This window comes from Plantactinospora veratri (assembly GCF_036421995.1).
Classification (GTDB): domain Bacteria; phylum Actinomycetota; class Actinomycetes; order Mycobacteriales; family Micromonosporaceae; genus Plantactinospora; species Plantactinospora veratri.
Window position 1 is genome coordinate 52,216 of the sequence record NZ_JAZGQL010000037.1, and the last position, 14,822, is coordinate 67,037.

Sequence of the window (14,822 nt, forward strand, 5' to 3'; positions counted from 1 at the left end):
CGACTCAGCACTGCCACCTTCCGCCGGTCGCGCGACCCCCGCCGCGCGCACACCGGTCCCAACGAGCGGGCGACACCCAGGTATCGGCACTAATCGGACCAATTCGCAACTATGCCGCATTTGCGTAACAGTCCACCACCGATACGTCCAGCGGAAACCGCACCGGCGTCTCGCCGAAGAGCAGCCGCCCGGCCTGCCCCGCCGCCTCGTGCACCAGCGCGGCCACCTGGTCGGCCCGCTCCGCCGGACAGTGCACCAGCACCTCGTCGTGCTGGAAGAAGACCAGCTCCGGACGGCCCGCCCCCGGCTCGACACCGAGCCCGGCCAACCCGTTGCGCAGCCCGGCGAGCAGGGTCAGGGCCCACTCCGCCGCCGTCGCCTGGATCACGAAGTTGCGGGTGAACCGGCCGCGTGCCCGCGCCGCGGCCCGGGCACGCGGCCCGAACGGGTCGACGTCGGCCGACTCCACCACCGGCCCCTCCCCCTCCTCCGACTCCCGCACCGAGACCGAGGCGGGCGGGCAGGTCCGCCCCAGCCACGACCGGACCAGCCCGCCGCCCTCGCCGGTCCGGGCCGCCGCCTCGACGTACTCGAAGGCGGTCGGATAACTGCGGCGCAGCACCGCCAGCGCGGGAATCGCCTCCCCGCCGGTCTGGCCGTACATCGCGCCGAGCAGGGCCAGCTTGGCCCGGGCCCGGTCGCCGCCGAAGCTCTCCCGGGCCAGCGCGGTGTAGAGGTCGCCCGCGCCACCGGCGGCGGCGAGCCGGGCATCCCCGGAGACCGCCGCCAGCACCCTCGGCTCCAACTGGCCGGCGTCGGCGACCACGAACCGCCAACCCGGATCGGCCAGCACCGCTCGCCGGACCACCTTCGGAATCTGCAACGCGCCGCCGCCCCGGGTCGCCCACCGACCGGAGACCACCCCGGCCGGGACATATTCCGGACGGAACCGGCCGTCCCGGACCCAGGTCTCCCGCCAGGCCCAGCCGTGCGCCGTCCAGATCCGGTAGAGCTCCTTGTATTCGAGCAGCAGCGGAACCGCCGGGTGGTCGATCCCGCGCAGCACCCAGGCGCGGGTGCTGGGCAGGTCGTAGCCGGCCCGGGCAAAGGCGCGGAGCAGCTCGGCGGGCGACTCGGCGTGCAGTTGGCGTACCCCGAAGGCGGCGGCGATCCGCGCGGAGAGCTCCGCCAGCTTGCGCGGCGGCCCGCCCACCGGCGACGGCTCGCCGAGCAGGTCGACCAGGAGCGCGTCGTGCACGTCGGCCCGCCACGGCAGCCCCGTCGCGCTCATCTCGGCGGCGATCAGCGCACCCGCCGACTCGGCCGCGACCAGCAGCCGGAACCGGCCGGGCTGCGGCGTCGCCGCGATCCGGGCCTGCTGGTCGGCGTAGACCCGGACCAGCGCGTCGATGCCGAGCGGCGGCGGCCCGGAGACCACCTCGAAGAGCGCGGCCTGCGCCGCTCCGGGCGGCGCGGCGGCCCGGGGCGGCGGATCGGCCGGCACCGGTGCCCCGGTCAGCCGGGCCCACGCGGCGGCCAGGCCGCGCGGCTCTCCCCAGCGCCCGTCCCGGCCGAGCAGCAGCGCCTCGGTCAGCTCGACGTCGTGGCAGCGCTCCACCCGGTGCCCCTGGCGCAGCAACCCCGGATAGGTCGCGGCGGTGGAGGCCCAGACCCAGCGCGGCGGACCCCCCTGACCCCGGGCGGCCTCCCGGTCGGCGACCGCCGCGCCGAGGTCGGCGACCCGCTCGGCCGGGCCGGCGGGACGGCCGTCCGGGTGCAACGGCTGGAGCAGACCTCCGTCGCCGTCCTCGTCCCGGACCACCGCCACCAGCACGAAGACGATTCTGCCCGCACCGACCGACATCCCGGTCAGGCGTCCTCCGCGGGCCGGTCACCCTCGTCGCGCAGCCGGGCGTGCAGGTGTACGTCGTGCCACCCGTCCTGGTGCAGCATGGCCCGCCGCAGCAACCCCTCGGTGCGGTAGCCCGCCTTGCCGGCCACCCGGCAGGAGGCCAGGTTCGCCGCCGCGTGCAGCAGCACCAGCCGGTTCAGGCCCAGCACGTCGAAGCTCCACCGGGTCAGCACCGAGACCGCCCGCCCGGCGACGCCACCGCCCCGGGCGCTGGGCAGCACCCAGTACGACAGTTCGGCGGTCGCCTCGACCAGCGAGACGTTGCGGAGCCCGACCTGACCGACCGGCCGGTCGGCCGACCCCTCGACGACGGCCCAGCTCGCGTCCGACTCCGCCGCCCAGCGGGCCGGCCACTGGGCCGTCCAGTCCCGCGCCTCGGCGTCGCTGTCCATCCGGCGAAGGTGCCACCGCTGGATCTCCGGACAGTCGAAGGCGGCCCGCACGGTGCCGGCGTCGTCCGCGCGCCAGGGCCGCAGGGTCAGGCCGCCGTCGGCGGCGAGCCGGGGCTGACGCATCGCCCGCAGCGAGTCGGCGGGCAGGGCCGGTGGGACCAGCAGAGGCATGCGTTCATGATGACCGCTCCGGCAGGATGCCGACCCGGCCTCGCAGCATCCCCCGGGATCTTCGGTGTCGGAGTCGGACTCCGCCCAGGCAGCGAAGGCGTGCGGGTCGCCGTGACCGGTTCTGCGCGCCCCGGCACCGCAGCAGCACGGGCCCCGATCTCCTCGTGAGAGATCGGGGCCCGTGCTGGTCGGGCACCCCGGCCGGTGCCGGTCCCTCGGGGTGCCCTGGCGAGCTGGTCGGCCGGGTTACTTGATCGCGCCGGCGGTGAGGCCGGACTGGATCTGCCGCTGGAAGATCGCGTAGACCAGGATCATCGGCAGGATGGCCATGGTCAGCGCGGCGAACAGCCCGGACCAGTCCGCCTCGTAGCCGGCGTTGACCGAGATGTCGGCGATGCCCTGGGTCAGCACCCACTTGTCCTCGGCGTTGGAGAGCAGCACCAGCGGCAACTGGTACTGCGACCACTGCCCGATGATGTTGAAGATCCCGACGCTGATCAGCCCCGGCTTGGCCATCGGCATCATCACCTGGAAGAAGAGCCGGGTGTGCGAGCAGCCGTCGATCATCCCCGCCTCGGCCACCGAGGTCGGCAGCGTCTTGAAGAACGCGGCCAGGAAGAAGACCGTGAACGGCAGCGAGTACGCGATGTAGACCAGGACCAGTCCGGTGTGCGAGTTGAGCAGTCCGAGGTTGTCCACCACGAAGAAGAGCGGCACCAGGGCCAGGAAGACCGGGAAGGCCAGCCCCGAGACGAAGAGGTAGTAGATCACCCGGTTGCCGACGAACTTGTAGCGGGCCAGCACGTACGCGGCCATCGAGCCCAGCAGCATGGTGCCGAAGACACCGCAGGAGACCACGATCACGCTGTTGACGAAGAACTTGCCGACCCGGGCCTCGGTCCAGGCCCGGCCCCAGTTCTCCCAGCGCAGCTCGGCCGGGAGGGTCCACGGGCTGCTGAAGATCTCCGCCGTGTTCTTGAAGGAGGCCAGGAAGGTCCAGAGGATCGGGACGATCACGATCACCGCCCAGACCACCAGGGCCACGTGACCCAGGCTGGAGAGCAGCCGTACCTCGGACTTCACCCGACGGTCCCGGCCCCTGCCGGCCCCGGCGGCCGGCTTGCTTCGCACCGGCCCGGTCGGCGGGCGCTCGGTCTGTGTCGTCATCTGGGGTCCCATCTAGTACTCGATGCTCTCCCGCTTGGACACCCGCAGCGCGAGCGCCGCGAAGGTGATGGTCAGGAAGAACAGCGCCACTCCCATCGCCGAGGCGTAACCGGCCCGGCCGTAGACGAAGGCGTTGCGGTAGATCTCCATCGCCAGCACCGTGGTGGCGCCGTCCGGGCCGCCGCTGTCGACGGAGAGCACCGCGACGATGGCGAAGGCGTCGAACGCGGCGATGCCGAGGTAGACCCAGGCCACCTGGAGGGTGTCCCAGAGCAGCGGCAGGGTCACCCGGAAGAACAGCGTGATCTTGCTGGCCCCGTCGATCTCGGCGGCCTCGTAGATCTCGGTCGGGATCGACGCCATCCCGGCCGAGAAGAGCACCACGTAGAAGCCGACCGCCTGCCAGACCAGCACCCCGATGATCGACCAGAGGGCGAGGTTCGGGTTGATCAGGAAGAAGACCGGATCGAGCCCGATCTTCGTCAGTACGCCGTTGATCAGGCCGGACTCGTCCGGCCGGTACACCATCTGGAACAGTACGGCGATGATCGCCACCGCCAGGACCTGGGGGAAGAAGAACACCACCCGGTAGAAGGCGGACCCCCGGACCCCGACCCGCTGCCCGCCCTTGCTGCCCCCGCCGACGTTGAGCAGGAACGCGAAGAAGAGCGCGATGGCGATGGTGATCAGCGGCAGGGCAAGCAGCAGTATCCCGTGGTGCTGGACCGCCTTCCAGAAGGCCGTGTCGTTGAAGAGCCGCTGGAAGTTCTCGAACCCGATCCACTCCGGCGCGCCGATCCCCCGCCAGTTCGTCATCGCGAGCTGGAACGCCTGGGCGTACGGCGCGATCACGAAGACCGCGTAGATGGTGACCGGCAGGAAGAGAAAGCCGATCACGAACGGGTACTTGCCCTGCCGCATGATCACTCCATTCCGGTCGGTCAGCGCGAGAACTTGGCGACGCTGCTGTCGCCCTTGATGGCGTCCGCGCGCTTCTGGATCCGGTCGGCCCACTGCTCGGCGGTGGCGCGGCCGAACATCAGCTCGTTGGTCGCCGTCCGGGCCTCAGTGTCCAGCTCCTTGTACCAGTTGTCGAACATCATGTTGAAGACGTTCGCCCCGGCCGCCTTCAGCGCCGCCTGCGAGCTGGCCACGCCGGGCGGGAACGAGTAGCCCTCGCTGCCGGCCGGCACCACGGTGGCCGCCCCGACGGTCTCGGTGAAGCCCCGGGCACCCGCCTTGGAGAGCATCTGCCGCATGTACTCCATGCCGCCGCGCGGGTTCTTGCTCTTGGCCGAGACGAAGTACCCCTCGCCGCCGGCCGCCCGGATCGCACCGGCCGGCAGCTTGTCCCCTGCGGTCAGGCTCGGCACCGGCATCAACTGGTACTCGAAGCCGGCCGGCGTGTCCTTCTTCTGCTCGTTCTCCAGCCAGTCACCGCTGGGGTAGAAGGCGAGCTTGTACTGGTTCTGCCGAAGCTGCACGTCGGTGTGCTTGAGCCCCTCGAAGCTCTTGTCGCCGTACTTGGCGCCGATCTCGGCCCAGGCCTTGGCGGACTGGATGACCGGCTCGGCCTTCCAGGCGTTCGGCTCCAGGTTGTCGATGTTCTTCAGCACGTCCGGACCGCCGACCTTGGCGGCCTGGGTCAGGATCACGTTCCACATGTAGTAGGCCGCGTTCGCCCCGGCGTAGCCGAACGGGGTGATGCCCTTGGCCTTGATCTGGTCGCAGAGCGCGGTGAACTGCTCCCAGGTGGTCGGCACGGTCCAGCCGTTGTCCTTGAAGAGCTTGCCGGAGTACCAGATGCCGTAGACGGTGGAGACGTAGTAGAGCACGAACGGCTTGCGGCTGCCGTCCTTGGCGTTGAACATGCCCTGCTCGACCACGCCGGGGATGACGGTGTCCCGGACCTTCTTGTTCGGGTCGTCGACCGACGGCGCATCCCACAGCTCGGTCAGGTCCTGGAGCTGGTTGTCGTTGACCAGGGCACCGAAGTCGAGGAACTTCTCGCCCGAGTTGTTGACGAACTCCGGCGGGTCACCGGCGGTGAACCGGGGCTGGAGCACCGTGGAGACCGCCTGGGTCGCCTGGTGCTTGATCTCCGCCTTCGGGAACGCCGTCTTGTAGAGCTTCTCGTGCACGTCGGTGGCGTACTTCTCGCCGTAGCCACCGTTGAAGATGATCACCTCCAGCGCGGCGTCCTCCTTGACGCCGAGCGGGTTGGTGGCGCTCTTCTCCCCGGTCTCCTGCTCGGTGCTGCCCCCGTCGTCACCGCCGGTGGCGCAGGCCCCGAGCAGCCCGGCGGCCGGGATGGTGAGCAGCCCGGCGGCGGCGGCCCGGCGCAGCAGCGTACGGCGGCTGCTGCCCAGCGCTGCCGGCAGGTCCGGCCCGGTCATGGTCGACGGATCAACGCGGTCCGACGTGTGGTCGGAGGTTGCGGACATCTTCATCTCCTCAGTTGAGAATCGGGTCGGGCCAGCCGGACGACTCCGGTTGACCGGGACCTGCCAGCGGTGCGGTTACTCGCTCCCGCGGGAGCGATCGGGCCGGGGTGGCCAGCGGCCACCCCTGCCCGACGGGTCGGTGTCGGATGCGGGTCACGGCCGCGCCTCCTTGGTCGCCTTGTGTCCGCCCACCGCCCGGGCGGTCCGCTGGAAGGCGGCGTGGGCCCGGTCGTGGGTGCGCTGGGCGACGGCGATGTAGAGCAGGTCGAGCACGACGAGTTGCGGGTGCCGGGCGGAGAGCGCGTCCGGCCGGAAGGTGGTCGCCTGGCTGGCGGTGAGCAGCACGATGTCGGCCAGTTCGGCCAGCGGGGACCGGGGGAACCCGGTCAGCGCCACCGTGGTCGCGCCGTGGCTGCCCGCCTCGGCGAGGGTCTCGATGGTCTCGCGGGTCACGCCGGTGTGCGAGATGCCCAGGGCGACGTCACCCTTGCGGAGCAGTGCGGCACCGGCCAACCCCTCGTGTACGTCGTTCCAGGCCCACGCCGCGACGCCGATGCGGTGCAGGCTGAACTGCATCTCCTCGCCGACCAGCGCACTGCCGCTGGCGCCGAAGATGTTCACCCGGGCGGCTCCGGCGATCGCCTCGGCGGCCCGCTCGACCTCGGCCAGGTCGAGCAGCGCCGCCGTGTCGTGCATCGCCTGGGTGTCCGCCGCGATGATCTGGCCGAGCACCCGCTCCAGCGGGTCGTTCGGCTGGATCTCCCGGCCGATGTCGACGGTCCAGCCGGCGGTGTGCGCCCGGCCGGTCTCGGCGGCGATGCCGAGCCGCAGGTCGGCGTAGCCCTCGAAGCCCAGTGCCCGGCAGAACCGGGTGACCGTGGCCGGGGAGGTGCCGCTGCGCTCCGCCAGCTCGACGATGGTGGCCCGGGCGGCGGCGGACGGATCGCTGAGCACGTGCTCGGCCACCCGTCGCAGCGCACCGGTGAACTCGGTGAGCCGGGACCGGACCCGGAGCAGCACGCTGTCCGCGGAGGAGAGCCCGGCGGCGGCCCGGCGGTCGCGTTCGGCGTCGACCACCGCGGTCCCCGCGATGGTGTCCGCCTCCTGCTCGACCATGGGCACGCCTTTCGGAAAAGGAAGTTAACTGTTAGTGGTAAAAGTTCTTACTAAGCCCCCCTCCTTGTCAAGACGATGGGTGAAGTTTTCAAACTGTTACCTGAGCCGCCCCGGTGCCCGGACCGTCGAGGCTTGCCCCGGACAGCCGTACCGACCAGCATGGACGCCGATCAACTCCGCGGCCGGAAGGTGGTTGTCGGTCATGTCCGACGGCATAGTGGTGGGGCTCGACATCGGGGGCACCTCGACCCGGGCGACCGTGGTCTCGCTCTCCGGAGAGCGCCTCGGCACCGGGCTGGCCGGCGGCGGCAACCCGACCAGCCACGGCGCCGAGCGGGCCGCCGAACAGCTCCGCCTGGCGCTCACCGACGCGCTCGCCGAGATCGACCCGGGACTGGCCTGGGCCGGCGCCATGGGGCTGGCCGGAGCGGGTCGACTGCTCGCCGATCCGGCCGGCCGGTTGGCCTTCGACAGGGTCTGGCAGGAGGTCGGGCTGCGCTGCCGGTACGACATCTTCGGCGACGCCCTCGTCGCGTACGCCTCGGGCACCGCCGAGCCGGACGGCACGATCCTGATCGCCGGCACCGGGGCGATCGCCGCCGAGGTACGCGACATGGCGCTGGACCGGGTCGCCGACGGCCACGGCTGGCTGCTCGGCGACGCCGGCAGCGGCTTCTGGCTCGGTCGGGAGGCCGTCCGGCGGACGCTGGCCGACCTCGACCGGCACCGCACACCCGGCCCGCTCGGCACCCTCGTGCTCACCGAGCTGCTCGGCTCGGCAGAGGTCGCCGCCCGGCCCCGGGACACCGTGGACGTCCTGGTCCAGACGGTGACCCGACGCCCCGCCGTCGAACTGGCCGCCCTGGCCCCGCTGGTGATCCGGGCGGACCGGGACGGCGACCCGACGGCGACGGCGCTGCTCGCCGAGGCCGCCCGGCTGCTCGCCGGCAACGTGGAACGGATCCGGCCCGCCGGCTCGGACGCCCCGATCGTGCTCGGCGGCGGACTGCTCACCGGCGACAACCCGCTGGCCGACGCCGTACGCCCGGCGCTGGCCGAACGCTGGCCGGACGCGCCGCTGCTCGGTGCCGGGGACGGCGCGCTCGGCGCCGCCTGGCTGGCCGCCCGGCCGCTGCCCGAACTGACCGACCCGGCCGAACTGCACCGCCGGCTGCTCGGCCCGGCCACCGGCTGACCCGGGCAGCGTCCCGCCCCGACCCGCGCCCGGCACGTCGTCCCCGGACCGTCCGCAGCCGCCGGCCCTATTTCAACTGGCCGGCGGTCAGCCCGGACTGGATCTGGCGCTGGAACAGCACGTAGACCGCCAGCACCGGCAGCATCCCGAGGGTGAGCCCGGCGAACAACCCGCTGAAGTCGCCCTGGTAGCCCTGGCTGACCGCCAACGCCGCGAGCCCCTGCGCGAGCACCCATTTCGACTCGTCCCCCTGCATCAGCACCTGCGGCAGGATGAACTGGTTCCACTGGCTGAGGAAGTTGAAGATCGCCACGCTGACCAGGCCCGGCCGGGCCATCGGCAGCATCACCCGGAAGAAGAGCCGGAAGTGCCCGCAGCCGTCGATCAGGGCCGCCTCGGCCACCGAGGTCGGCAGGGTCCGGAAGAACGCGGTCATGAAGAAGACCGTGAACGGCAGCGAGTAGGCGGCGTACACCAGGATCAGCCCGACCCAGTTGTTGAAGAGCCCGGCGTTGCGGACCACGAAGAAGAGCGGCACCAGGGCGAGGAAGACCGGGAACATCATCCCGCCGACGAAGAGGTAGTAGAACACCTGCCGGTAGCGGAACTCGTAGCGGGCGAAGACGTACGCGGCGGCGGCGCCGAAGAGCATGGTCAGGGTCAGCGAACCGGCCACCACGATCCCGCTGTTGAGGAAGTACTGCCCGATCCGCGCCTCGGTCCAGGCCCGCGCCCAGTTCTCGAAGCGCAGCGCGCCGGGCAGCCCCCACGGGTCGCTGAGGATCTCGCCGTCGCTCTTGAACGAGCTGATGAAGACCCAGAGCAGCGGCAGTGTGGTCAGCAGCGCCCAGATCAGCAGGAAGCCGTGCGAGAAGACGTTCACCACGCCCAGCTCGCGGCGGGGTGGCCGGTCGCCGGTGCGGCGCCGGCCGTCCGGGCCGGCGGTCGGCGGAGCGGACGCGGGGGTTTCCAGGGTGGTCACGAGTACTCGATTCGGTCCCGGCGGCTGGCCCGCAGCGCCAGTACCGCCACCGACAGGGTCAGGAAGAACATCACCACGCCGATCGCCGAGGCGTACCCGAACTTGGTCTCGCTGCCGAACGCCGTGTTGTACATCCGCAGGCCGATCACGTCGGAGGAGTGGTTGGGCCCGCCGTCGGTCATCTGCTGGATCAGGATGAACCCGTCCAGCGCGGCGATGGCCAGGTAGATCCAGGCGACCTGCACGGTGTCCCAGAGCAGCGGGATGGTGACCTTGGTCAGCGTGGTCCACCGGGAGGCGCCGTCGAGCATCACCGCCTCGTAGATGTCCTTCGGGATCGCCTGCATGGCCGCGCCGAAGAGCACCACGTAGAAGCCGACGTTGCTCCAGACCATCACCGCCAGCACCGCCCAGAACGCGGTACGCGGATCACCGAGCCAGGTCGGCGCGGGCAGCCCGATGCCGCGTAGCGTGGCGTTGAGCAGCCCGTTGTTGGGGTGGTAGACCTCCTTCCAGAGCAGCGCGATGATCACCACGGAGAGCACCTGCGGGAAGAAGTAGACCAGCTTGTACGCGCTGGAGCCGCGTACCCCGACCACCCCGGCGCTGCCGCGCCGGCCGCCCATGTTGAGCATGCTGGCGAAGAAGAGCCCCAGTCCGATGGTCAGGACCGGGAGCAGTGCCAGCAGGATCGCGTTGTTCTTGACCGCGTTCCACATCGCGCCGTCGCGCAGCAGGTTGGCGAAGTTCTCCATCCCGACGTAGTCGGCGCTGGCCGAGTAGCCCAGCCAGTTGGTGGTGGAGATCTGGAACGCCTGGAGGTACGGCGAGAGCACGAAGATGCCGTACAGCAGCAGCGGCGGCACCAGGAAGGTGATGATCAGCGGATACTTGCCATGTTTCACGGGACCGAATCCTGCCCACTCCACGCGGGAAGACCTGTCCCCGCGTCAACCGCGCCGCTGGGGCCGGCCGGGCACCGGCCGACCCCGCGACGACGACCCGACGGCCTACTGGCGCTTGTACTTCTTGATGCTGCTGTCCCCGGCGATCTGGTCGGCGCCCTTCTGGCACTGGTCCAGGAACTCCGCCGGGGTGGTCCGGCCGCTGAAGAACTCGCCGCAGGCGGCGTCCACCAGCTCGCGCTCCAGCTTGCGGTAGAAGTTGTTGTAGACCCAGTTGAAGCCGTTGCTGCCGGAGGCGTCCAGCGCCTTGACCACGGTGCTCAGCCCGAACGGCAGGTCGATGCCCTCGGTGGAGCCGGCCACCACGGTCAGGCTGGAGACCTTCCGGGTGAAGTCCTGGGCACCCTTCATCGAGAGCATGGTGCGCAGGTATTCCAGGCCGCCGGCCCGGTTCTTGGCCTTGGCCGGCACCATGAACGGCTCACCGGCGGTGCCGCGCATCGCCTCGAACGGCAGCTTGTCACCCGCGCCGAGGCTCGGCGTCGGCGCCACGGACATGTTGAAGCCGGCCGGGGTGACCTTGGCCTGCTCGCTCTCCAGCCAGGAACCGCAGGAGATGAAGGCGGCCTTGCCCCGGCACCACTCGGTCTGCGACTGCACGTGGTCGAGGCCGGGCGAGCCGGGCATGATGAAGCCGTCCTTGACGATCTGGTACCAGGCGTCCGCCGCCGTCTTCATCGCCTCGGACTTCCAGGCGTTCGGCTCCAGGTTGTCGATCGCCTTCGCCACGTCCGGGCCGCCGAACTTGATCGCCGTCGAGATGACCGGCCAGCTCATGTAGCGGGGGTGCTTGCCGGCGTACGTCCAGGGGGCGATGCCGGCGGCCTTGATCTGCTTGCAGAGCGCGATGTGGTCGTCCCAGGTCTTCGGGTACTGCCAGCCACGGTCGGCGAAGAGCTTGGTGGAGTACCAGATGCCGTACGCGGTGTAGGCGTAGCTGAGCACCAGGAACTTGCCGTCGTACGAGCCGACGTCCACCACGCCGGGCAGCAGGGTGTCCCGGACCTTCTTGCCGGGGATGTCGAGGCTGGGCGCGTCGAGCAGCTCGCCGAGGTCGGCGAGGGCACCCTGCGAGACCAGGCCGTTGAAGTCGATCTGGCCGCCGCCGGAGTTGTTCACCACGTCCGGCGGGCTGCCGTCGACGAACCGGGGCTGGAGAGTCTTGTTGATCTCCTGCGTCGCGGAGTGCTTGATCGTCGCCTTTGGATATTTCTCGGTGTACATCGCCTGGTGGGCTTTGGCATACTCTTCGCCAAAACCACCGTTGAAGATGACCACCTCGAGCGGCGCGTCCTCCTTGACGCCGAGTGGGTTCTGCTCACTCTTCGTGCCTTCGAGCGACTCGCCGCCGCTGTTGTCGTCGTCGCCGCCGAGGGCGCAACCGGTCAGCAGGCCGGTGGCGGGGACGGCCAGCAGGCCGGCCGCGGCGGTACGACGGAGGATGTCACGCCTCTTCATAGCTTCTCCTCGGATCCGGTCCAGGTGGACGCCGCAGCCGGTGGAGGCGGCGCCCGCCAACGAGGCTCGGGGTCATCGGGTCGGGTGGTGCTGCTTCGACAGGTGGGACCACTTCGGCACTGTTGCCGTCTTCACTTAACGCTGTTGCTTGTCTTCACTTAACGCAAAGTTACTGAAGGATTCTTACGGAAGAGGGTGCCGGCAGCAAGCCCCGGCGGCCGAACCGTTACGGACCGGCAATCGACCCGGCTTGTCGCATAGCGCGTCGGCGGCCCGACGGAGTAGATAGCCTGGCCACATGCGCCGCCTGCGGGAGCTCGCCGGCCGCACGCCCGCCGAGCGGGAACGCTACGTCGACCTGCTCCGCGCGGTGGCGATCGTCCTGGTGGTGATCGGGCACTGGCTGATCGCCGTCCTCGAGCACGACGCGGGGCGGTTGCGTGGCCACAACGCGCTGGAGGAGATCGCCTGGGGCCGACCCGGCACCTGGCTCTTCCAGGTCATGCCGCTGTTCTTCCTGGTCGGCGGCTACGCGAACGCCGCCTCGCTGACCGGTCACCGGCGGCGGGGCGGTGACGCCGGCGGCTGGCTGACCGACCGGAGCGGGCGGCTGATCCGGCCCACCACCGTGCTGCTGGTGCTGCTCGCCCTCGCCGCACTCGGCGCCCGGCTGCTCGGCGCCGGCCCGACCCAGGTCCGCGAGGTCGTCTGGTACGCCACGGTGCCGCTCTGGTTCCTCTCCGCGTACCTCTGCGTGGTGCTGCTGACCCCGGTGACGTACGCCCTGCACCAGCGGTACGGCCTGGTCGTGCCCGTGGTGCTGCTCGGGCTGCTCGCCCTCGGAGACCTGGCCCGGCTGCTCGGCGAGGAGCGGCTGGGGTACGGCAACTTCCTGTTCGGCTGGCTCGCCATGCACCAGGTCGGGTTCGCCTGGCGGACCGGGAACCTGCCGATGCGTCCCCGGGTCGGCTGGCCGCTGCTCGTGGTCGGGCTGACCGCGCTGCTGCTGCTCACCCTGGTCGGTCCGTACCCGACCAGCATGATCAACCAGCCGGACCAGCGAATCCAGAACATGTCGCCGCCGAGCCTCGCCCTGCTCGCCCTGGCCACCGCGCAGCTCGGACTGATCATGCTGCTCCGGGCCCGGGCCGAGCGCTGGCTGCACCGGACCCGCCCGTGGATGCTGGTCGTCGCGGTGAACTCGGTGGTGCTGACCATCTTCCTCTGGCACCTCACCGCCGTGATCCTGCTGGCCGGCGCGCTGGACGCACTCGGTGCGCTGCCCAGCCCGCCGGTCGGCGGCACCGCCTGGTGGCTCTGGCGGATCCCCTGGCTGATCATGCTGGCCGGGGCGCTGGCGGTACTGGTCGCCGTCTTCGGCCGGATCGAACTGCGCGGCTCCCGCCGCCCGTCCAGCCGGCCCCGCGCCATGCCGGCCGCGCTGTGCCGTACGCTCGCCCGTCCACTGCCCCGACTGCTCCTCGTCGTGTCCGGCTTCGCCGCGACCGTGGTCGGGCTGTTCAGCAACAACGTCGCCCCGAAGAGCGGCGAATACCTCCTCGGCCTGCCTACCGGCGCGCTGGTGGCGTACCTGGCCGGAGCCGGACTGCTCCGGCTGCTCCGCTCGGTGCCCGCCGCCGCCCGGGCCGACCGCCCATCCGGCTAGCCCGCCCGGTCCGCGACCGCGACCGCCTCGGCGTCGACCAGCGCGACGGCCTCGGCGAGGATCGCCAGGCCCTCCCGGGCCTCGGACTCGGTCAGCGTCAGCGGCGGCCCCATCCGCAGCACGTTGCCGTAGAGGCCGCCCTTGCCGACCAGCAGGCCGCGCCGCCGGCACTCCTCGAACACCCGGTTGGTGATCGCAGGATCGGGCTCGGTGCTGCCCGGCCGGACGAACTCGACGCCGAGCATCAGCCCCTTGCCGCGCACCTCGGCGATCGTGGCGTGCCGGTCGGCCAGCTCGCGCAGCCCGGCGAGGAGTACCGCACCGACCCGGGCGGCGTTGGCCTGGAGGTCGTGTGCGAGCAGGTAGTCCAGGACGGCGTTGCCGGCCGCCGTCGAGACCGGGTTGCCGCCGAAGGTGGAGAAGGAGACCGCGTGCACCTCGTCGAGCACCTCGGCCCGGCCGACCACCCCGGCCAGGGCGAAGCCGTTGCCGATGCCCTTGGCGAAGGTGAGCAGGTCCGGCGTGACGCCGTGCGCCTGGTAGCCCCAGAAGTGCTCCCCGGTCCGCCCCCACCCGGTCTGCACCTCGTCGGAGATGAGCAGGATGCCGGACTCGTCCAACACCTTCTTGTACGCGCCGAAGAGCCCGTCCGGCGGGGCCACGAACCCGCCGACCCCCTGGACCGGCTCGGCGATCAGGCAGGCCACGTCCCCGCTGGTCTGGGTCGCCAGCACCTCGCGCAGGTCCTCGACGGCCGCGTCGACGTACTCGTCTGGACCGAACCGGGCCAGCAGGCCGCGCAGCCGGTCACCGGAGTGCAGCCAGCTCACCTGGAGCGGGTTGAGGCTGCTCGCCGACCAGCTCCGGTGCCCGGTGATCCCCATCGCCGCGTACGACCGGCCGTGGTAGCTGTTCCGCACCGCCAGGATCTGGTTCGACCGCCGGTGGTTGGTGGCGACCAGCAGCGCCGCCTCGTTCGCCTCGGTGCCGGAGTTGGTGAAGAAGACCCGGGCGTCCGGGATTCCGGAGAGCGCGGCGATCCGCTCGGCCAGCTCCACCTGCTGCCGGATCAGATAGAGGGTCGAGGTGTGCACCACCCCGGTGTCGAGCTGGCGGCGCACCGCCTCGTTCACCTCGGCGACGTCGTAGCCGAGCATGTTCGTCAGCACCCCGCCGAAGAAGTCCAGGTAACCGCGCCCCTGCGCATCGGTGACCCGGCGGCCGGAGCCGGCGACGATCTCGATCGGCTCGGCGTAGTACAGCGGCATCCAGGACGGCAGCACGGCCCGGTGCCGCGCCAGCAGATCGTCGGTGGTCATGGTTCTCACACCCCTCAGCGGTGGGAACGCGGACT

General features: G+C 71.0%; 12 protein-coding genes. 2 read left to right on the forward strand and 10 right to left on the reverse strand.

The genetic code is table 11. The features are described from left to right. Window positions 1-109: 109 nt before the first annotated feature. The 6 genes from V1634_RS33435 to V1634_RS33460 form a co-directional block, all read right to left on the reverse strand. The gene (locus V1634_RS33435; RefSeq protein ID WP_331211626.1) at window positions 110-1,864 is read right to left on the reverse strand and encodes a bifunctional 3'-5' exonuclease/DNA polymerase; all 1,755 of its coding nucleotides are present in this window, start codon (window positions 1,862-1,864) and stop codon (window positions 110-112) included. 5 nt (window positions 1,865-1,869) lie between these two features. Then, complete coding sequence (locus tag V1634_RS33440; protein WP_331211627.1) at window positions 1,870-2,475, reverse strand: GNAT family N-acetyltransferase; 606 nt, start codon at window positions 2,473-2,475, stop codon at window positions 1,870-1,872. Between the two features lie 246 nt (window positions 2,476-2,721). Further along, window positions 2,722-3,642 carry a carbohydrate ABC transporter permease gene (locus V1634_RS33445; protein ID WP_331211628.1) on the reverse strand — a complete coding sequence of 307 codons (921 nt, stop codon included), beginning with the start codon at window positions 3,640-3,642 and terminating at the stop codon, window positions 2,722-2,724. A gap of 12 nt (window positions 3,643-3,654) precedes the next feature. Beyond that, window positions 3,655-4,563: a carbohydrate ABC transporter permease gene (locus V1634_RS33450; protein ID WP_331211629.1), complete on the reverse strand. Its 909-nt coding sequence runs from the start codon at window positions 4,561-4,563 to the stop codon at window positions 3,655-3,657. A 20-nt stretch (window positions 4,564-4,583) separates the two neighbouring features. After that, window positions 4,584-6,086 (reverse strand): N-acetylglucosamine/diacetylchitobiose ABC transporter substrate-binding protein, encoded by a 1,503-nt coding sequence (ngcE, locus tag V1634_RS33455; RefSeq protein WP_331211630.1) that lies wholly within the window; start codon window positions 6,084-6,086, stop codon window positions 4,584-4,586. Window positions 6,087-6,239: 153 nt separating this feature from the next. Further along, entirely contained in the window at window positions 6,240-7,202 is a 963-nt protein-coding gene (locus tag V1634_RS33460; RefSeq protein ID WP_331211631.1) for a MurR/RpiR family transcriptional regulator, read from the reverse strand. A 202-nt stretch (window positions 7,203-7,404) separates the two neighbouring features. Here V1634_RS33460 and V1634_RS33465 point away from each other — a divergent pair, with 202 nt between their 5' ends. Then, entirely contained in the window at window positions 7,405-8,397 is a 993-nt protein-coding gene (locus V1634_RS33465) for an N-acetylglucosamine kinase (protein WP_331211632.1), read from the forward strand. Between the two features lie 67 nt (window positions 8,398-8,464). Here V1634_RS33465 and V1634_RS33470 read toward each other — a convergent pair whose 3' ends face one another. From V1634_RS33470 to ngcE (V1634_RS33480), 3 genes are all read right to left on the reverse strand, one after another. Then, window positions 8,465-9,370, reverse strand: a complete 906-nt coding sequence (locus V1634_RS33470) for a carbohydrate ABC transporter permease (RefSeq protein ID WP_407951902.1) — start codon at window positions 9,368-9,370, stop codon at window positions 8,465-8,467. 5 nt (window positions 9,371-9,375) lie between these two features. After that, window positions 9,376-10,284: a carbohydrate ABC transporter permease gene (locus tag V1634_RS33475; RefSeq protein WP_331211633.1), complete on the reverse strand. Its 909-nt coding sequence runs from the start codon at window positions 10,282-10,284 to the stop codon at window positions 9,376-9,378. Between the two features lie 105 nt (window positions 10,285-10,389). Continuing rightward, complete coding sequence (gene ngcE / locus V1634_RS33480; protein ID WP_331211634.1) at window positions 10,390-11,802, reverse strand: N-acetylglucosamine/diacetylchitobiose ABC transporter substrate-binding protein; 1,413 nt, start codon at window positions 11,800-11,802, stop codon at window positions 10,390-10,392. A 298-nt stretch (window positions 11,803-12,100) separates the two neighbouring features. Between ngcE (V1634_RS33480) and V1634_RS33485 the strand changes: the two genes are divergently transcribed. Beyond that, window positions 12,101-13,468: an acyltransferase family protein gene (locus V1634_RS33485; protein WP_331211635.1), complete on the forward strand. Its 1,368-nt coding sequence runs from the start codon at window positions 12,101-12,103 to the stop codon at window positions 13,466-13,468. Here V1634_RS33485 and V1634_RS33490 read toward each other — a convergent pair. Beyond that, complete coding sequence (locus tag V1634_RS33490; RefSeq protein WP_331211636.1) at window positions 13,465-14,787, reverse strand: aspartate aminotransferase family protein; 1,323 nt, start codon at window positions 14,785-14,787, stop codon at window positions 13,465-13,467. The two genes, V1634_RS33485 and V1634_RS33490, sit on opposite strands and share 4 nt — an antisense overlap. Window positions 14,788-14,822 lie beyond the last annotated feature (35 nt).